The 19551-nt window shown below is 71.6% G+C and carries 14 protein-coding genes; 5 read left to right on the forward strand and 9 right to left on the reverse strand.

Going from position 1 to position 19551, the window contains the following annotated elements; all coding sequences use genetic code 11:
* Positions 1 to 21: 21 nt before the first annotated feature.
* The 9 genes from ACOMD9_RS06915 to ACOMD9_RS06955 all read right to left on the reverse strand — a co-directional run bounded on the left by ACOMD9_RS06915 (position 22) and on the right by ACOMD9_RS06955 (position 12278).
* Complete coding sequence (locus ACOMD9_RS06915) at positions 22 to 1065, reverse strand: asparaginase (RefSeq protein WP_421413061.1); 1044 nt, start codon at positions 1063 to 1065, stop codon at positions 22 to 24.
* A 45-nt stretch (positions 1066 to 1110) separates the two neighbouring features.
* Positions 1111 to 2316, reverse strand: a complete 1206-nt coding sequence (locus ACOMD9_RS06920; RefSeq protein WP_421413062.1) for an efflux RND transporter periplasmic adaptor subunit — start codon at positions 2314 to 2316, stop codon at positions 1111 to 1113.
* A 27-nt stretch (positions 2317 to 2343) separates the two neighbouring features.
* Positions 2344 to 4707 carry an ABC transporter permease gene (locus ACOMD9_RS06925; protein WP_421413063.1) on the reverse strand — a complete coding sequence of 788 codons (2364 nt, stop codon included), beginning with the start codon at positions 4705 to 4707 and terminating at the stop codon, positions 2344 to 2346.
* Between the two features lie 7 nt (positions 4708 to 4714).
* Positions 4715 to 5446: an ABC transporter ATP-binding protein gene (locus ACOMD9_RS06930; RefSeq protein ID WP_421413065.1), complete on the reverse strand. Its 732-nt coding sequence runs from the start codon at positions 5444 to 5446 to the stop codon at positions 4715 to 4717.
* Between the two features lie 396 nt (positions 5447 to 5842).
* On the reverse strand, positions 5843 to 7072 hold the full coding sequence (locus ACOMD9_RS06935; protein ID WP_421413066.1) for an MFS transporter: 1230 nt from the start codon (positions 7070 to 7072) through the stop codon (positions 5843 to 5845).
* A 130-nt stretch (positions 7073 to 7202) separates the two neighbouring features.
* On the reverse strand, positions 7203 to 8528 hold the full coding sequence (locus ACOMD9_RS06940; protein WP_421413067.1) for a DEAD/DEAH box helicase: 1326 nt from the start codon (positions 8526 to 8528) through the stop codon (positions 7203 to 7205).
* Positions 8529 to 8670: 142 nt separating this feature from the next.
* Positions 8671 to 9255, reverse strand: a complete 585-nt coding sequence (locus ACOMD9_RS06945; RefSeq protein ID WP_421413068.1) for a PqiC family protein — start codon at positions 9253 to 9255, stop codon at positions 8671 to 8673.
* 33 nt (positions 9256 to 9288) lie between these two features.
* Positions 9289 to 10968, reverse strand: a complete 1680-nt coding sequence (gene pqiB, locus ACOMD9_RS06950) for an intermembrane transport protein PqiB (protein WP_421413069.1) — start codon at positions 10966 to 10968, stop codon at positions 9289 to 9291.
* Positions 10965 to 12278 carry a PqiA/YebS family transporter subunit gene (locus ACOMD9_RS06955; RefSeq protein WP_421413070.1) on the reverse strand — a complete coding sequence of 438 codons (1314 nt, stop codon included), beginning with the start codon at positions 12276 to 12278 and terminating at the stop codon, positions 10965 to 10967. Before ACOMD9_RS06955 ends, pqiB begins: the two co-directional genes overlap by 4 nt.
* 176 nt (positions 12279 to 12454) lie before the next feature.
* Here ACOMD9_RS06955 and ACOMD9_RS06960 point away from each other — a divergent pair, with 176 nt between their 5' ends.
* From ACOMD9_RS06960 to cydC, 5 genes are all read left to right on the forward strand, one after another.
* The gene (locus ACOMD9_RS06960; protein ID WP_421413071.1) at positions 12455 to 13435 is read left to right on the forward strand and encodes a calcium/sodium antiporter; all 981 of its coding nucleotides are present in this window, start codon (positions 12455 to 12457) and stop codon (positions 13433 to 13435) included.
* A gap of 289 nt (positions 13436 to 13724) precedes the next feature.
* Positions 13725 to 15143, forward strand: a complete 1419-nt coding sequence (locus ACOMD9_RS06965; RefSeq protein ID WP_421413073.1) for a cytochrome ubiquinol oxidase subunit I — start codon at positions 13725 to 13727, stop codon at positions 15141 to 15143.
* Positions 15144 to 15146: 3 nt separating this feature from the next.
* Positions 15147 to 16148, forward strand: coding sequence for a cytochrome d ubiquinol oxidase subunit II (cydB, locus tag ACOMD9_RS06970; protein WP_421413075.1), 1002 nt, complete (start codon positions 15147 to 15149; stop codon positions 16146 to 16148).
* Between the two features lie 4 nt (positions 16149 to 16152).
* Complete coding sequence (cydD, locus tag ACOMD9_RS06975; RefSeq protein ID WP_421413076.1) at positions 16153 to 17853, forward strand: thiol reductant ABC exporter subunit CydD; 1701 nt, start codon at positions 16153 to 16155, stop codon at positions 17851 to 17853.
* Positions 17846 to 19537, forward strand: coding sequence for a thiol reductant ABC exporter subunit CydC (gene cydC, locus ACOMD9_RS06980; RefSeq protein ID WP_421413078.1), 1692 nt, complete (start codon positions 17846 to 17848; stop codon positions 19535 to 19537). Before cydD ends, cydC begins: the two co-directional genes overlap by 8 nt.
* Positions 19538 to 19551: the final 14 nt, after the last annotated feature.

Here is a 19551-nt window from a genome sequence, read left to right on the forward strand (position 1 = left end):
CCCTGGCGTGCCTGACCCGGGTCAACGCTCCCCCACCAGCGGGGTGAGGAAGCGGCGGCGGCGCTCGGCGTCATCCAGGGGCTGGGCCAGCAGGTGCACCAGCTTGGTCAGCGCCGCCTCGGGGGTCATCGCCTCGCCGCACAGGACGCCGGCATCGACGAGGCCCTGGCCGGCGGCGTAGCTGCCCAGCGCGATGCTGCCCAGGGGGCACTGGCTGACGGCGGCGAGCAGCTTGCCCTCGCCGCTGGCCCGGGCCAGCACGCCGAGCAGCGCCGGGTCGTCCGGCACGTTGCCGCCACCCCAGACCTCGAGCAGGGCGCCGCGCAGGCGGTCGTCGTCGAGCCAGGCGGCGACCTGGCGGGCGGTGATGCCCGGCCACAGCACCAGGCGGGCCACGCCACCCTCCGCCAGGGGCGCATAGTCGGGCAGTTCGAAGCGGGGGGCGCCGCGCTGTCGGGTCTCCAGGCCACGGCCGGGGTAGAGCACCACATCGTCGTCGACGCGCTCGCCGAGCAGCGGATAGTTGGGGCTGTCGAAGGCGTCCGCGGCACGGGTGTGCCACTTGCGGGTGCGAACGCCTCGCAGCAGCCGCCCGCAGAAGCCGACCGCCACCTCCTGGAGCGCCGGCTGGGCGGCGAAGTGCAGGGCCGTCTCGACATTGGCCGGAGCGTCGCTGCCGGGGGCCTCCAGCGGCAGCATGGCACCGGTCACCACCAGGGGGCGGTCGAGCCCCTGCAACTGGAAGGCGAGGCTCGAGGCGGTCCAGGCCAGGGTGTCGGTGCCGTGGAGCACCACGATGCCGGCATGGTCGCGATAGCGGGCGGCGACCTCCCGCGCCAGGCGCTGCCAGTCGGCGGGCGTGGCGGCGCTGGAGTCGATCGGGGTCGGCGATTCGACCAGGGTGAAGTCGGGCAGTGCGGCGCGGCGTGCGGGGGGCAGGGCATCCAGGGCGCGGCGCAGCCGGGCCTCGAAGTCGCTCCCCGGCGCCAGGCCCCGGGGGGTCTCCACCATGCCCAGGGTGCCGCCGGTGTAGAGTACCAGCAGGGGACGGTCTGCCGAGGTCATGGGGGCTCCTGTCGCGGGTGAGTTCGGCCCGCATGATACCACCCCTCACTCACGCACTCTTGCCCCCTCGCTGACCTGCTGGCCGGGGTGGGTGATGATCCGCTCGCCCGCCTGGAGACCCGCGACGACCTGGGTGACCAGCCCGCTGCGACGGCCCGTCTCGACGCCTCGCCTCACCGCACGCCCGGCCTCGATGACGAACACCGTCCACTCCCCCTGGTGGCGGAACAGCGCACTGGTGGGGATCTGCAGCACGTCGTCGGCCTCCCAGACGAGGAACTCCAGCTCGACCCGGAAGCCGCTGCCGAGGCCCATGGCGGCCGGGTCGCGGGTGTCGGCGAAGTCGACGATCACCGGTACCCGCTGCTCGTCGACGCCGAGGGCCGAGGTGCGGGTGAAGCCGGCGGGATCGATGCGGCGCACCCTGCCCGCCAGGGGATCGCCGCCCCAGCCGTGGATGCGTACCGCCATCCCCGGCCGCAACCGCACGGCATCCATGGAGAGCAGGTCGGCGCGGATCTCGAGGTCCTCCATCCGCCCCAGCTCGACGACCGGGTCGCCGGGGGCGACGCTGCCCTCGCAGCAGCGGTAGCGGGTGAGGACCACGCCGCCGATCGGCGCGCGGACCTCGAGCTCGGGCTGTCCCGTCGCGTCGCGCTGCCCGCTGGTCACGGCGAGCATGGCGCGGGCGCCCTCGAGCTCGAAGCGGGCGACCTCGACGCTGGAGGCGGCGGCGTTCTCCAGCGCCCGCTGGCGGTCGCGCTCCCTGAGTCGCTGGTCCAGGTCGGCGGTGGAGACCAGGTTGCGCTCGTGCAACTGGCGGTAGCGCTGGTACTCGGCCTCGGCGAAGCGCCGTTCGGCACGCGCCGTCTCGAGGTTGGCCTGGGCGGCCTGCAGCCGTGCCTGGGCCGCCTGCAGGGCGTCCTCGGCCTGCTGGCGGGTGCGCGCATCCAGCGCCGGGGCCGGGCTGGGTTCGAGCCGGAACAGCACCTGCCCCGCTTCCACCGTGTCCCCCACCTCCAGGGTGACCCGCTGCAGGTAGCCGGCGATGGGCACCGAGACGTTCCAGGTGTCGCGCAGTCGCGTGCGTCCCTCCTCGTGGATCGAGTCGACGAAGTGGCCCCGCTCCACCTCGGCGCCGGACACCTCCAGCGGCACCGGGCGGAAGGCCCAGGCCAGCAGTCCCGCTACCAGCAGGGCCACGGCGAGCCACAGCCACCGCCTCGCCGATCGACCGGCCGCTTCGCTCATGCGCTGCCCCCCTTGTCTTCCGTCATGCTACTCCACCGCCTTGAGAACCCGAATCATGTCCAGCCGGCCGAGTCGGCGCAGCACCAGCATGCCCACCACCAGGGAGGCGGCCAGTACCCCGGCGGCCGCGACCCCGAAGGCCCGCGGGGTGAGCACCAGCGGGATGCGGTAGAGGTCGTTGGTGAAGGCCTGGTTCAGCAGGATACTGAAGAGGGTACCGATGGCCCAGCCGGGCGGGATGGCCAGCAGCGTGAGCAGGGCGATCTCGCCGAGCAGGATGCGCGCGACCTCGCCCCGGGAGTAACCCAGCACCTGCAGGGTGGCCAGTTCCCGGGCGCGCTCGGCGAAGGTGACCCGGGCATTGTTGTAGACCACCCCGAAGGCGATGGACCCGGCCAGCCCCACGAAGACCAGGGCCACCACCAGGATGGTCTCGTCCATGTAGTCGCGGATGCCGCGCTCGGCATCGGAGAGCAGCCCGATGGAGGAGACCCGGGGCATGTCCCACAGGGCCTCGTTCAGCGCCCGCTGGCGGTCGCCGTCGACCAGCAGCCAGGCACCGCTGATCGCCGGCCCCTCGCGCATCAGGGCGTTGAGGGTGTCGCGCTGCAGGTAGGCCCCCACGCCGAGGGGCTCGTCCACCAGCGCCACCAGGGGCAGCGCCAGGCGCCGCCGCTGTCCCTCCATGATGGCCACCTCCAGGGTGTCGCCGACCCCGGCGTCCAGCTCCTCGGCGAGGAAGCGGGTCATCATCAGGCCTTCCGCGGGCAGTCGCTGGGCAGTGCCATCGGCGTCCAGCACCTGGCGCAGGCGGGGCTGCGCGTCCATGCCCAGCAGGCTGGTGCGGTACTCGCGGTGGCCATGGACCAGGGTGGCGGGGACCCGTCGCCAGGTCTCCACCGCCAGCACGCCGGGCAGGTGGCGAAGCTCGCCGGCGGCGCGCGCCGGCGTGACCTCGCCGAAGGTGAGCTCGATGTCCATGCGCAGCACCTGTCCGTACTGCTGGTCGAGCATCTCGTCCAGGGCGTCGAGCTGGTAGGCCCCCATCAGCAGCAGCCCGCAGGAGAGGGCGATGCCGATCACCGAGAGGCTGGCCTTGGCCGGGTGGCGGGCGAGGTGGCGCAGGATCATGCGCCCTTCGCTGCCGAGCAGGGCCGCGGGCAGGACGCGCTCCAGCCAGGTGCGGCGGAAGCGGTGGGGCGCCGGTGGCCGCATGGCCTCGGCGGGCGGGCGGCCGACGGCACGCCACACTGCGTGCCAGGTGCCGGTCAGCGCGGCCAGGGCCGCCACCAGCAGGGAGAGCCCCAGGGCCCAGGCGGGCACCCGGAAGTGCATCTCGGGGAAGCGGAAGTACGCGTGGTAGATCCCCGCCAGGGCATCGGCGGCCCAGGCCCCCAGGACCACCCCGAGGGCCCAGCCGGCCAGCACGATCAGCCCGGCGAGCAGGCCGTAGTGCAGGGCGAGGTCGGCGTCGCCGTAGCCGAAGGCCTTGAGGACCGCCAGCTGTTCGCGCTGGGTCTGGATGATCCGCCCCATCACCACGTTGAGCAGGAAGGCCGAGACCGCCAGGAAGATGGTCGGCAGGACGGTGGCCTGGAGTCGCTGCTGGGCCAGCTCCTCCTCGATGAAGCGGTGGGACTGCTGGTCGTGCCGGGTCTGGGCGCCGGTGCCGCCGTAGCGGGCCAGGGCCAGGTCCAGGGCGTCGATCACCGCGTCCACGCTGGCGCCGGCCTGGAGGGACAGGGTCAGGTCGTTGAAGGCGCCTTCCATGCCGTAGGCGTTGGCCAGGGCGCGCCGGTTCATCCACAGCACGGCGTAGCGCCGGTAGTCGGGCATGAGGTCGGTAGGGGCGGCCTGGTAGAGGTGCTCGGGGCTCAGCGCGATGCCGCTGAGCCGCAGGCGGGTGCGGCGGCCGTCGATGATCGCCTCGACCTCGTCGCCGGGGCCCAGGCGGTGGGCCTCGGCGAAGGCGTCGCTGACCACCGCCTGGTCGTCGCGGCCGGGTTCCGGCAGGCTGCCGGCGACCAGCTGCAGGCGGTTGAGGGTGGGTTGGCGGCCATCGGGGATGGAGGAGAGCAGGCCGCGGATGGGGTCGTCGAAGCCGTCGACGGCCAGGCGCACCGGGGCGCGCACGCGCGGCTCGATCAGGTTGACCCCCTCGATGGCCTGCAAGCGTTCCACCAGGCCCAGGGGCGCGCGCTTGACGCCGGCGAAGACCTCGGCGAAATGGTGGCTGGCGTAGAAGCGGTCCCGGGAACTGGAGAGCGCCTCCAGGGTGGTGACCGACAGGATCAGCGTCATCACGCCACTGGCGATGACCACGGCGATCGCCAGCGCCTGGCCCTTGAGGCGCCAGAGGTCGCGGAGCAGCTTGAGGTGCAGCGCCTTCATCGTGGGCTCACCAGTGCAGCTGGTCGGCGGGGCGACGCTCGGCGTTGACGTGGATCTCGTCGACCCGGCCGTCGCGCAGGCGAATGATGCGGTGGGCCATCTCGCCGATCACCTCGTTGTGGGTGATGATCGCCACCGTGGTGCCGGTGGTGCGGTTGATCCGCTCGAGCACCTCGAGCACGCGGATCCCGGTACGGAAGTCCAGCGCGCCGGTGGGCTCGTCGCAGAGCAGCACGTCGGGCTGCTTGGCGATGGCGCGGGCGATGGCCACGCGCTGCTGCTCGCCTCCGGAGAGTTGCGACGGGAAATGGTCGAGGCGCTGCTCGAGGCCGACCAGGGTGAGTGCCGCCTCCGGGGACATGGGGGAGTGGGCGATGTCGGTGACGATCGCCACGTTCTCCCGGGCCGTGAGGCTGGAGATGAGGTTGTAGAACTGGAAGACGAAGCCCACATGCCGGCGCCGGAAACGCGTCAGCTCGCGTCGCGAGGCGCGGGTGAGGTCGTGCTCCTGCCCATGCCGGTCGACGTAGCACACGCTGCCCTCGCTGGCGATGTCGAGCCCGCCCATGATGTTCAGCAGGGTCGACTTGCCCGACCCCGAGGCGCCGAGCATGACCACCAGTTCACCGCGGTAGAGTTCCAGATCGACCCCCTGCAGGGCCCTGATGCTGACCTCGCCCATCCGGTAGAGGCGGGTCAGCCCCCGGGTCGCGAAGACGACCTCCCTGCGCTGCTCCATGTCGGCGGTGTCCCTCGCGCGCTCGGTTCGCCCTGAGTCTAGCAGCTCGGGGCTGTCATCCGTTACATGGGGGGTCATCCTCCCCTGTGGGAACCAACCCCTACCAGGCAGGCATTGGCCTCCCTGTGGGAGCCGCGCTTTGCGGGGCGATGCGGCGCTGGCGGTCGGCAGCCGCGCTGGCGGTTTCCGCCGGGGCGCCTGGCGGCGCCAATCGCGCAGAGAATCTGCGCACACAGGGGCGCTGGCGGTCAACCGCCGCCGAGGCGGGGATTTTCCTGCCTGTGGGAGCCGCGCTTTGCGGGGCGATGCGGCGCGCAGCGCCGCTGGCGGTTGCCGCCGGGGCGCCTGCGGCGCCGATCGCGCAGAGAATCTGCGCTTGTACAGGGGCGCTGGCGGTCAGCCCCGGGTGACCAGCCGTCCCGCGTCGTCGATTTCCAGGCGGCGGTTGCGCCCGGCGAGCCAGGCGAAGCTGGCGGCGGTGGCCGTCACCAGCAGCAGCACCAGGGTCACCACGGGCAGGCCGACCTCGAGCTGCAGCATCACCCCCACGCCCAGCGGGCCCAGCGCTGCCAGGGTATAGCCGCCGCCCTGGGCGAGGCCGGAGAGCTTGCCGGCCAGCCGCGAGTTGCCGGTACGCAGCACGATCAGCGTCAGTGCCAGGCTGAAGCTGCCGCCCTGTCCGAGCCCGAGCAGCACCACCCCGACCCAGCGCCAGCCCAGCGGCCCGGCGAGCAGGATCCACAGACCCGCCGCCACGCAGCCGAGCACCAGCAGCAGCGCCGGGCGCTGGTCGCGTCCGAGGCGCGCCAGCCAGGGGGCGCCCAGGGCCGAGACGAGCTGCACCATCACCGAGGTGCCCATCATCCAGCCGGCCTCGGCCTCGCCGTAGCCGCGGGCCAGCAGCAGGGTGGGCAGCCAGCCGAAGACGATATAGGCCAGCGACGACTGGGAGCCCATCATCAGCATGACCTGCCACGCCAGCGGCTGGCCGAGGAGGTCGCGCATCGAGCCGGCGGCGCCCGGCACCGTGACCGCGACCCGGCGACGCGGCATCAACGCCAGCCAGGCCACCAGGGCCAGGGCGGCCAGCGCCGACCAGCTGGCCAGGCTGGCGTGCCAGCCCCCCAGGGCATTGGCCAGGGGGATGCTGAGCCCCGCGCCCAGGGCGCCGCCCAGGCAGAGCGCCATGGTGTAGACCCCGGTCATCAGGTCGGCCCCGCCGGGCAGCTCGCGCTTGACCAGGGCCGGCAGCAGGGTGCCGGCCACGCCGATGGCGGCGCCGACCATCAGGGTGCCGGCGAACAGCAGCTGGGAGAGCGGGGCGCCACGCAGCAGCAGGCCGGCGGCCAGCAGCAGCAGGGCGGCGGCCAGGGTGCGTTCGGGGCCGAGACGCTTGGAGAGCCAGGGGGCCAGGGGAGCGAAGAGGCCGAGGCAGAGCACCGGCAGGGTGGTCAGGGCGCCGATGGCGAGCGGCGAGAGCCCGGTGTCCTGCTGGATGCGGGCCAGCAGCGGTGCCAGGGAGGAGAGGGCGGGGCGCAGGTTGAGCCCCACCAGTACCATCAGCATCACGAAGACCACCACCGTCCGGCGACGGTCGGTGGTGGTCGGTTCAGCGTCCCTCTTCATCCCCGGACAGGGTCCGGCTTGCCGGGGGGTGTGCGATGGGGCCGACGTGAGTCCATGGTCACTCCTTGCGCCTGTCCGTTACGGGAGCGAATGGGATTCGCCGCGGCGGCTGCACGACGCCGGGCGCGGTTCAGGCCTGGCGGGAGCCCTGGCCGCGGCCTCGACGACGACGCGGCGCGCGTGCCTCGTCGCCTCCGGTGCGCTGGCCGCCGGCGTTGCCGCCGCGCGCGGACTGGCCGCCACGCCCCTGGCCCTGGCCGCCACGGCCACCGCCACCGCCGCGGCGATTGCGGCCGTTCTCGATCGGCTCGGGCCTGGCGTTGGGGTCGGGTTCGAAGCCGGGCTCGATGCGCTTCTCCAGGTCGCGCTTGATCAGCCGCTCGATCCCCTTGAGCAGCCCGTGCTCGTCGACGCAGACCAGCGACACGGCCTGGCCCTCGCTGCCGGCGCGGCCGGTGCGGCCGATGCGGTGGACATAGTCCTCGGCCACGTTGGGCAGCTCGAAGTTGACCACGTGGGGCAGCTCGCTGATGTCGAGGCCGCGGGCCGCGATATCGGTGGCCACCAGCACCTGCAGGTCGCCGGTCTTGAAGGCCGCCAGCGCCCTGGTGCGGGCCGACTGGCTCTTGTTGCCGTGGATCGCCATGGCCGGGATGTCCTGCTTGCTGAGCTGTTCGGCCAGGCGATTGGCACCATGCTTGGTGCGGGTGAAGACCAGCACCTGGTGCCAGTCATGCTCGGTGATCAGGTGGGCCAGCAGCTCGCGCTTCTTCTCGCGGTCGACGCGGTAGATGGCCTGGTCGACGAGCTCGGCGGTGGTGTTGCGGCGGGCCACCTCGATCATCGCCGGGTCGTCGAGCAGCTTGCCGGCGAGCTGCTGGATCTCGTCGGAGAAGGTCGCCGAGAACAGCAGGTTCTGGCGCTTCTCGGGGAGCACCCGGAGGATCTTCTTGATGTCGTGGATGAAGCCCATGTCGAGCATGCGGTCGGCTTCGTCGAGCACCAGGATCTCGACCTTCGACAGGTCCACGTGCTTCTGCTGGTGCAGGTCGAGCAGGCGACCGGGGGTGGCCACCAGCACGTCGAGGCCCGGGCGGATGGCATCCACCTGGGGCTGCTGGCCGACGCCGCCGAAGATCACGTGGGAGCGCAGCTTCAGGTGGCGGCCGTAGTCGGCGACGCTCTCGCCCACCTGGGCGGCGAGTTCGCGGGTGGGGGTCAGCACCAGGGCGCGCACCTGGCGCTTGCCGGGACGCGACCCGTCGGCCAGCCGCTGCAGCAGCGGCAGGGTGAAGCCGGCGGTCTTGCCGGTGCCGGTCTGGGCACTGGCCAGCAGGTCGCCACCCGCCAGCACGGCGGGAATCGCCTGGCGCTGGATCGGGGTGGGAACGGTATAGCCCTGTTCTTCGACAGCGCGAAGCAGTTCGGCACGCAGGCCGAGTTCGGAAAAGGTCATGCGGTCTCCGCAGAGACGCCCCGATCGCGCCACGCAGGCGATGCGGCGTGGCCAGTCCCGGGCCGGGGCGTGGATAAGGAATCTGGCGCGGCAGGAGGGACAAGCGATCGCCGCGTCGGTGCATTATGCCACAGGATCGCGCTCAGCGCAGCCGTTCGATTGCCGTGGCGATCCGGTCGGCCACCGTGTCCCAGCCGCGCCCCAGGGCGCGGACCAGCGCCGGGTAGCCGTCGGCCTCCAGTTCGGTCTCGACGCGGAAGCCGTCCATGGCCAGCAGGCGACCGCCGGCACCGCGCACCTGCCACTGGCCGCTGGCCACGGCCAGGCCGTCGTGGCGCCCCTGGAAGCGATCCACCTCGAGGCGCAGGCTGAGCGCCTCGGCCCCGGGGTCGCTGCCGTCGTCGAGCAGCACCCGGGTGTCGGGCAGGCGGGCGGCCAGGCGGGCGCGCAGGCCGCGCTCGAGCTGGCGGCCCAGGGCCTCGGCCCACTGGTGCTCCCGGGCCTCGACCAGGGTGATGTCGTCGAGCTGGAAGACGATGCCGTCGACATCCAGGTAGTGGGCCAGGCGCGGCGGGCGCACCAGCAGCAGGTGCTCGGCCTCGGCTCCGGCGACGGCGTCCTGCTGGCTCACGGGCAGGGTGTAGCGCTGGGGAGCCGGGCTCGAGGCGGCACAGCCGCCGAGCCAGAGCATCGCCAAGGCGACACCGATCCATCTGCTTGCCATCATCGTGTCGGCTCCTTGTGCGGGGGTCCCTCGGGGTCAGTCACGGCGGGGTGCCCGCGGTTGCGGGTCCTCGGTCTCCAGGCTGTCGAACAGCAGCGCCCGCGGGTTCTCGCTCAGGGTGCGGGCCACCGGCTGCAGGTCGCGCATCAGCCGGTCCAGGCGATCCACGGCGCCGGTCAGCTCCCGGTAGGCGGCGGATTCCGGCGACAGCCCCTGCAGGGTCGCGCGCAGCTCCTCCAGGGTGGCATTGAGGTTGCCCGGCATCTCGCGGGTGCCGGGGTCGTCGAGCAGCCCCTGCAGCGAGGCGGTGAGCGCCCGCACCTCGCCGAGCATCGCCTCGGAGGCCGAGAGGTTGCGGTCGAGGCCGGCCAGCAGCGGCTCGATGTCGAGCCCGTTGAGCTTGTCGAGCAGGTCGGTGACCTGGGCCTCGATCCGGGCGAACCCCCCGGGGGTGGTGGGGAAGACGCGGCGCTCGGCGAAGGTCTCGACGGTGACGTCGTCGGCCAGGTCGCGGTGGAAGTTGAGGTCCACGAACATCGCGCCGGTGAGCAGGTTGCCGCTCTTGAGCGAGGCGCGCAGGCCGAAGTCGAAGAGGCGGTCGAAGCGTTCCCGCCAGTCGTCCAGGTCGAGCTCCTCGCCGGTGACGCCGATGCGCTGGGGCTCGATGCGGATCAGCACCGGGATGGCGAACCGTGAGCGAGCGTCGGGCTGGGGGGCGCTGAAGTTCCAGGGCACCGCGGCCACGGTGCCGATGCGTACGCCGCGGAACTCCACCGGGGCGCCGCGGGAGAGGCCGCGTACCGTGTCGTCCACCAGCAGCACGTACTCCAGGTAGCGGTTGAAGGTGCCCTGGCGGGCGCTGTCCTCGTCGGCGTAGAGGTTGAAGGTGACGTCGGGCTGGATCGCCCTGCCCAGCGGCATGTCGTCGGGGACGCCGAAGGCGACACCGCCGCCGAGCAGCGCCTCGAGGGATTCCACGTTGACCCGGATGCCTTCGGTATCGAGGCGCAGGTCGATGCCGCTGGCCGACCAGAAGCGCGTGGTGTCGGTGACCAGGGTGTCGTAGGGCGCCTCGATGAATACCCGGTGCAGCATGCGCCGGGTCTGGGCGTCGAACTGGGTGTCCTCGATGCGGCCCACGGTGTAGCCCTGATAGGTCACCGGATCCCCGACCCGCAGCGAATTGCCCAGCTGGCTGACCAGGTTGATGCGCAGACCGTCTGCCCCGGCGGGCGCCACGGGCGGCTGGTCGCTGACCTGGAACTCGCGGGTGGCTCGCTCGCTGGCGCCCGGCTCGAGCTGGATATAGGCCCCGGAGAGCACCGTGCCCAGGCCGCTGATGCCCTCCCGGCCGATGCGCGGCTTGACCACCCAGAAGCGGCTGTCCTCGACCAGCATCGCCTCGGTGTCGGGGCTCATGCGGGCGGTGATCTCGGCGGTGGCCAGGTCCTCGGAGAGGTTGACGCGCTCGACCCGGCCGACCTCGACGTTGCGGGTCTTGATCAGGGTACTGCCGGCCTCGATCCCCTCGGCGTTGCTCATCACCAGGGTGATCAGCGGGCCGCGGCTGCGGTAGTTGTCGTAGACCAGCCAGGCACCGATCAGGATCGCCACGATCGGCACGATCCAGATCGGCGATAGGCGTGCCTGGGGCGTGGCCCTGGCCCGGTGCATGTCGCGTTCCGGGGTGTCGTCGCTGCGCGGCGTGTCGCTCATCCGGGCATTCCTCGTGGTGGGCCCGGGCTGCGGCGGCGGGATCGACGCGGCAGGGGCGGGTCCCAGATCAGTCGGGGGTCGAAGGTCATGGCGGCCAGCATGGTGATCACCACCACCGAGCCGAAGGCCAGGGCAGCGGGGCCGGGGGTGATCGACATCAGCGAGCCGGCGCGGATCAGCGCCACCAGGATGGCCACCACGAAGACGTCGACCATCGACCAGCGGCCGATGAACTCGGTGAGCCGGTAGAGTCGCGTGCGGGTGTTGGCATTGAGCTCGTCGCTGCGCTCCACCACCAGGCAGAGCCAGGCCAGCGCCACCAGCTTGCCCACCGGCACGATCACGCTGGCGACGAAGATCACCCCGGCCACCGGCCAGGAGCCCATCTGGATCAGCTCGACCACGCCGCCGATGATGGTGGAGGGAGAGCTCTGCCCCAGGCTGGTGGTGGTCATGATCGGATAGAGGTTGGCGGGGATGTACATCACCGCGGCCGCGGCGATCAGCGCCCAGGTGCGCTGCAGGCTGTGGGGCAGGCGGGCATGGAGCCGTTCGCCGCAGCGTCGGCAGTGGCTGCGGCCGCTGTCCTCCAGGCGGTTGACCAGCCCGCAGGTGGCGCAGCCGGCGAGCCCCTGGGGGGCGGCGGGCTCCCCGGTCCGTGCGCCCTCGGGCGCCCGTGGCTCGCCGGCCAGGGAGAACCACATCCAGTCGGAGTCGATGGACTGGGTGGTGACCAGCAGCAGCAGGGCGAAGACGCAGAAGGCCCAGAACGACATGCCGAGCTCGACCTGTGCCATGCCGGCCACCTTGATGAGGCTGACCAGGGCGCCGATGATGAAGACGTCCGCCATCATCCAGGGGTTCAGGTGGGCGAGCGAGCGCGCGATGCTGCGGCTGGCCGGCAGCGCCGCGTCCCTGAGCAGGCCGAGCTGCAGCCAGATCACGCCCAGCAGGTAGACCGCCGGCAGCACGATGATGGTGAGGATCACCGCGATGGCGACGACGGGCTGGTGGAAGCCGATCAGGGTGGTGGCGGTCTGGGAGAGTTCGATCCGGTTGCCGATGCCGCCCACGGTGAAGCTGACGAAGGGGAAGGAGACGGCCATGGCCAGGGCCAGCAGGGCCGCGAGGGCCAGTGCCATGCTGCGCTGGGCCGGGCGATAGTGTCGCTTGACCAGGGTGTGGCCACAGCGCGGGCAGTCGGCCTTCTCGCCGGGGCGCAGCGGCGGCAGGGCCACGAGCCAGTCGCACTCGTGGCAGGCGCGCAGGCGTCGACGCGAGGTGCGAACCTCGGGCGGGGAGCGATCCACCAGGGGCTCGCCCCGAGGCAGGGCCGGGACTCGAACGTGACGCTTGGGCACCGCGGCTGTCACCCTCCCTGAGGTGGTCGGCCTGGCGTGGCTGACCGTGGGAAGAAAGTGTGACACGTTGACCCGGGCGACACCATAGTCAAACATGCACCCCTGAATGTTCCAGAGGCGATGAGATGATCCTTCCCGCAGTGGGAGTGGTGGCAGGCCTGATCCTGCTGGTATGGAGCGCGGAGCGCTTCGTCGACGGGGCGGCGGCGACCTCCCGGCGGCTGGGGCTCTCGCCGTTGCTGATCGGCATGCTGGTGATCGGCTTCGGCACCTCGGCGCCGGAGCTGATGGTGTCGGCCCTGGCGGCGGGACAGGGCAACCCCGGCCTGGCCCTGGGCAACGCCTACGGCTCCAACATCGCCAATATCGGCCTGATCCTGGGGCTGCTTGCGCTGCTTGCGCCGCTGTCGGTGCACTCGGCGGTGATCCGCCGGGAACTGCCCTTGCTGGGCGGCGTGACCCTGCTCTCGGCACTGCTGATGTGGGGGGGCGTCATCGGCCGCTGGGAAGGGGCACTGCTGCTGGCCCTGCTGGCCGGCTTCATCGGCCTCAGCATCTTCCGTGCCCGGCGCGACATGGCCGATCCCCTGGCCGCGGAGACCGAGGAGAGCCTGGCGGTCCACCCCATGTCCCTGGGGGCGGGGCTGGCCTGGACGGGCATCGGCCTGGTGCTGCTGGTGGTCAGTTCGCGGATCCTGGTGTGGGGCGCGGTGGAGATCGCCCTGGGGTTCGGCGTCAGCGACCTGATCATCGGCCTGACCGTGGTGGCGGTGGGGACCTCGCTCCCCGAGCTGGCCTCGTCGATCAGTGCCCTGCGGCGTCGCGAGCATGACCTGGTGCTGGGCAATGTGGTGGGGTCGAACCTCTTCAACACCCTGGGGGTGGTGGGGCTCGCGGCGGTGATCGCCCCGATCCAGGTGGGTGCCGAGGTGCTGCTGCGCGACTGGAGCCTGATGACGGCCATGACCGCCATGCTGGCCGTCTTCGCCCTGGGCTGGCGGGGCCGCGAGGGGCGGATCAACCGGCTGGAGGGGGCCGCCCTGCTGACGATGTACCTGGCCTATACCGGCTGGATGGTCCATCTGGTGCTGCGTGGCGGCGCCTGACGCCCCGCTGCGACAACGCGACACAGCGATAAGCGACAACTTCTGGTCACATTTCGGTTCCATAATCGTAAGATAACCATGTCATCTGTCATAAGCTTAGTTTAATTGGTTATTTTAGCGGGGCGTCATGGTGCCTCGCGCCTGAGCTAGGCTGACGGGACGTGGGGTCGAGGTGGAATGCGTCACGGCGAGGCGGGCATGAGCCGAGCCGGAGGCACAAGAGCACCAGCGAGTGCATCCGCATCCCTTGCGACGTTCTCGAACTCATCGCACAAACGAGGCATGCGTCATGGAACTGGATCCGCTACTGTTGTCGCGATTGCAATTCGCCTTCGTGGTCTCCTTCCACGCCATCTTCCCGGTGTTCACCATCGGCCTGGCGTCCTACATCGCCGTGCTACACGGCCTCTTCTACAAGACGGAGAATCCGGCCTGGGATCGCCTGGCGCTGTTCTGGACCCGCGTCTTTGCCGTGGTATTCGGCATGGGCGTGGTCTCGGGCATCGTCATGTCCTTCCAGTTCGGCACCAACTGGAGCAACTTCTCCCAGGCGTCGGCCAACTTCCTGGGGCCGGTGCTGAGCTACGAGGTGATCACGGCCTTCTTCCTCGAGGCGGCCTTCCTCGGCGTGCTGCTGTTCGGCCGCGGCAAGGTCCCCCAGGGGGTGCACCTGTTCGCTGCCATCATGGTGGCCACCGGCACCTTCATCTCGTCGTTCTGGATCCTCTCGGCCAACAGCTGGATGCAGACACCGGCCGGCGTGGAACTGATCGACGGCAGCTTCCGCATCACGGCCTGGGGCGAGGCGATCTTCAACCCCTCCTTCTGGTACCGCTTCATGCACATGGGCCTGGCGTCCTTCCTCACCGGCGGCTTCGTGGTGGCCGGGGTCAGCGCCTGGTACCTGCTGCTTCGCCGTGACGTGGAGGCCAACCGCAAGGCGCTCTCCATGTGCCTGTGGCTGCTGCTGGTGCTGACCCCGACCCAGGCGCTGGTGGGCGACTTCCACGGCCTCAACACCCTGGAGCACCAGCCGACCAAGGTGGCGGCCATGGAGGGCAACTGGGAGACGCGCAGCCATGTGCCGCTGCTGCTGTTCGCCATTCCCGACCAGGAGGCACAGACCAACCGCTTCGAGATCGGTATCCCGAGCCTCGCCAGTGTCATCCTCAAGCACAGCCCGTCCGGCGTGGTGCCGGGCATCAGCGAGGCGCCGCCCGAGGAGCAGCCGCCGGTGGCCATCGTGTTCTGGTCGTTCCGCATCATGGTCGCCATCGGCTTCCTGATGATCGGCGTGGCGATCGCCGGGCTCTGGCTGCGCCGCGGTGGCCGGGTCTACGAGCATCGTGGCTTCCTGCAGGTGCTGCGGTGGATGACCATCACGCCCTTCATCGCCGTGCTGGCGGGCTGGATCGTCACCGAGGTGGGCCGGGCCCCCTGGCTGGTCTACGGCATGATGACCCACGCCGAGGGGCTGACGCCGTCGCTCACCGGCGGGATGGCGCTGTTCACGCTGATCGGCTACGTGCTGGTCTACTCCGTGGTGTTCTGGGCCGGGGTCTACTACCTGACCCGCGTCGTGCGCAACGGCATGCTGCCGGAAGAGGAGCGCGACACCGTGACGGGCGAGGTCGAGCGTGCCAAGCGCCCGTTCTCCGCCGCCCACACCACCTTCGAGCAGGATGCTGCCCCGACCTGGAGGAAATGACCCATGGAAATGTTCGATCTCTCGCTGATCTGGGCGCTCATCATCGGTTTCGGCGTGATCATGTACGTGGTCATGGACGGCTTCGACCTGGGGGTGGGCATCCTCTTCCCCTTCGCACCGGACGAGGAATCCCGGGACGTGATGATGAACTCGGTGGCTCCGGTGTGGGACGGCAACGAGACCTGGCTGGTGCTGGGCGGCGCCGGGCTGCTGGGGGCCTTCCCGCTGGTCTACTCGGTGTTCCTGCCGGCCCTCTACATCGGCGTCTTCCTGATGCTGGCGGGGTTGATCTTCCGCGGTATCGCCTTCGAGTTCCGCTTCAAGTCGCATCGTAACCGCCGCTGGTGGAACCGCGCCTTCTGCGGGGGCTCGGCGGTGGCGGCCTTCGCCCAGGGCGTCGTGGTGGGCGCCTACATCCAGGGCTTCGCCGTGGTGGACTTCGTCTACGTCGGCGGTCCCCTGGACTGGCTGACCCCCTTCACCGTGCTCACCGGCCTGGGACTGATGTCGGGTTATGCGCTGCTCGGCGCCACCTGGCTGATCCTCAAGAGCGAGGGGCACGTGCAGGCGTGGGCGTACCGCATCACGCCGCCGCTGCTGGCCGTGGTGCTCACCGTGTTCCTGATCATCAGCCTGTGGACCCCCTTCGTGAACCCGGACGTCTGGTCACGCTGGTTCGACAATATCCAGCTGATCTGGATCCTGCCCGGCCTGGCCCTGCTGTGCGCCTTCGTGGTGTTCCGCTCGGTCCAGCGGCGCAGCGAGGGGCTGCCCTTCGTAGCGACCCTGGGGGTCTTCATCTTCACCTACCTGGGCCTGGTGGTGAGCAAGTGGCCGGTGATCGTGCCGCCCAACTACACCATCTGGGATGCCGCCTCGGCGCCCGAGTCGCAGCTCTTCCTGCTGATCGGCACGCTCTTCGTCATTCCCATCGTGATGGCCTATACCGCCTGGACCTACTGGGTCTTCCGCGGCAAGGTCAAGGTGGGCGAGGGCTACCACTGACCCCATGACGGAAACCACGTCTGCCGGCGCCGCGCTGACCCCGCGGCGCTGGCTCGATGAGCTGGCCTCCCGCGAGCGCCGACTGCTGGGACTGGCGACCCTCGCCGGCGTGCTGGCGGGGGCGCTCACCCTGGTGCAGATGGGCCTGCTCGCCTGGCTGGTCGCCGCGCTGCTGGCCGGCGAGGGGCCGGGCGAGCTGCTGGGGCACTTTGCCGGGCTGCTGGCGCTGCTGCCGTTGCGGGCCCTGGCCCAGTGGGGACAGGAGACGGCCGGGCTGGAGGCCAGCCTGCGCATCCGCCGCCGGGCGCGAGCGGAGCTGCTCGACCACCTGGCGCGGCTGGGGCCGGTGCGGCTGGGGTCGCGCCACTCGGCGTCGCTGGCCAACCAGCTGGTGGAGCAGGTGGAGGCGCTGGACGGCTACTTCGCCCGCTTCCTGCCCCAGCTGCGCATTGTGCTGGTGCTGCCGCTGCTGATCCTGGTGGTGGTGGTCCGGCTCGACTGGCTGGCGGCGCTCTTCCTGCTCGTCTCCGCCCCCTTGATCCCGCTGTTCATGGCGCTGGTCGGCATGGGCGCCGAACGGCTCAACCGCGACCAGTTCGCCGCCGTGGCCAGGCTCTCCGGCCACTTCATCGACAGGGTGCGCGGCATCACCACCCTGCAGCTGTTCGGGCGCACCCGGGAGGCCACGGCCGAGGTGCATGCCGCCGCCGACGACTATCGGCGGCTGAGCATGCGCACCCTGCGCCTGGCCTTCCTCTCCTCGGCGGTGCTCGAGTTCTTCGCCTCGGTGGCGATCGCCGTGGTGGCGATCTACGTGGGCTTCGGCCTGCTCGGCTACATCGACTACGGTCCGTCGCCCGAGCTCACCCTCTTCTCCGGCCTGCTGGTGCTGCTGCTGGCGCCGGAGTTCTTCCAGCCCCTGCGCACCCTGTCGCAGCACTACCATGACCGGGCCGCGGCACTGGGGGCGGCGGATGGCCTGGTGGCGCTGCTCGGCGAGGCGCCCGACCCCGTGCGCGCCGAAGGCCACCGGCGGGTCCCGCCGGGCCCCGGCGAGCTGGTGCGCCTGGCCGGGGCCACGGTGGCCTACCCCGGCCGGGGGACCGTGCTGGGGCCGCTGGACCTGGTGGTGAGGCCGGGGGAGGTGCTGGTCGTGACCGGGCCCTCCGGCGCGGGCAAGTCGACCCTGCTGCAGCTGCTCGCCGGTTTCGTCGGCCCCGGGTCGGGGGAGTGCCGGCTGGCCGACGACCTGGCCTTCGCCTGGATGGACCAGCGGCCGCTGCTGATCCAGGGCAGCCTGGCCGACAACCTGCGCCTGGCGGCACCCGAGGCCGACGAGCCCGCCATGCGGGCGGCGCTCGGCCGCGCGGGCCTCGGCGAGCTGGTGGCCGGCCTGCCGCAGGGGCTGGCGACCCCGCTCGGTGAGCGCGGGGTCGGTCTCTCGGGGGGGCAGGCCCAGCGCCTGGCCCTGGCCCGGGTGTTCCTCTCGCCGGCGCCGCTGGTACTGCTCGACGAGCCCACCGCCAGCCTGGACAGCGACACCGAGGCCCGGGTCGTCGAGGCCCTGGCCGAGCTGGCCGGGGCGGGGCGCACCCTGGTGATCGCCACCCACCACCCGGCACTGATGGCGCTGGGGGATCGCCGCCTCGAGCTGGCGGCGGGGCAGCCTGACGAGGCGGCGGCGCAGGAGGTTCCGCATGGCTGATCCGCGGCGCAACGATGACCTGCTCACCACCCTGGCGCCCTGGCTGCGACTGCTCGGGCAGCGGCAGGGGCGGTTGCTGGCGGGCACGGCCCTGATGGCGCTGACGCTGTTCTCCGCCGTTGGCCTGCTGGCGCTCTCCGGCTGGTTCATCACCGCCAGCGCCCTGACCGGCCTCGCCCTGGCGGTCGGGCTGGCGGCCAGCCTGGATGTCTACGTGCCCGGGGGCGGCATTCGCTTCTTCGCCGTGACCCGTACCGTCTCGCGCTACCTCGAGCGTCTCTACAACCACGACACCGTGCTGCGGCTGCTGGCCGATCTGCGCAGCCGACTCTTCGGGGTGCTGGCGGGGCTGGACGAACGCACCCTGTCGCGGCGCCGGGCCAGCGACTGGTTGCATCGCCTGACCGCCGACATCGACACCCTCGACAGCCTCTACCTGCGGCTGCTGGCTCCCCCGGCGGTGGCGGTGCTGGCCGTGCTCGGCCTGGGCGGCTTCCTGGCCCTGTGGTCGCCCGCGGCCGGTGCGGCGGTGATCGTGCTGCTGGGCCTGGCCCTGGCCTGGATCACCCTGGGCCAGGCGCGTCTCGGCATGGCCATCAGCCACCGCCAGGTCGCCGACCTGGAACGGCTCCGCGGGCGGCTGATCGAGCAGGTGCAGGGCCTCGCCGAGCTGGAGGCCTACGCCAGCCTGGCGGACCATCGGCGCCGACTCGCGGCCATCGAGGCGCGCATCGAGGACGACCAGCGGCGGCTCGGCCAGCGGGCGGCGCTGGGCAATGCCCTGGTCGGCGTGGCGCTGGGCATGACCCTGGTGGCGGTGCTGTGGCTGGCCGCCCGGGCCCATGATGTCGGTGGCCTCTCCGGGCCCCTGGTGGTGATGATGGCGCTGGCGGTACTGGCCATGAACGAGGCGCTCGCCGCGCTGCCCATGGCCTTCACCCGCCTGGGCGCCACCCGGGCGGCCGCCGAGCGCCTCAACCGCCTGGAAGCCGCCCGCTCGCCCCGGCTGGCGGCGGCCGGGACGCTTCCGCCGGGCCCGCCGGCCGTGTCGCTGGAGGGGGTCTCGCTGCGTTATCCCGGCGCCCTGGCACCAGCCCTCGACCGGCTCGACCTGGCCCTGGCGCCGGGCGAGCGGCTGGCCATCTGCGGCGTCTCGGGGGCGGGCAAGTCCAGCGTCGCCGCCCTGCTGAGCGGCCGCCTCGAGGCCACGGCGGGGCGGGTCTGCCTGGCGGGCATCGAGATCGGGGCGCTGTCGCCCGACCGGCTGGCCGAGCGGGTGGCGATGCTGACCCAGCGGGTCGACCTGTTCGACGCCAGCCTGGCCGCCAACCTGCGTATCGCCGCGCCGGACGCCGAGGAGCCACGGCTCCGGGAGGCGCTGGAGGCGGTGGAACTGGGCGAGTGGGCCGAGGCGCTGCCCCGGGGGCTCGAGACCCGCGTCGGGGAGGGCGGCCGCCAGCTCTCGGGGGGCCAGGCGCGCCGCCTGGCGCTGGCACGCCTGTGGCTGCGTGACCCGGACCTGGTGATCCTCGACGAACTCTTCGCCGGCCTGGATGCCGGAACCGCCAGGCGCATCGCCGGGCGTCTCGATCGCTGGCTGGTTGGCCGCACGGTGGTCTATCTGGTGCATCAGCTCGGCGAGGGGGTCGACCCCCCGGGGATCGACCGGCAGCTGACGTTGTAAGCCCGGACTTTGCG

The organism is Halomonas terrestris, assembly GCF_049166755.1.
GTDB lineage: Bacteria > Pseudomonadota > Gammaproteobacteria > Pseudomonadales > Halomonadaceae > Halomonas.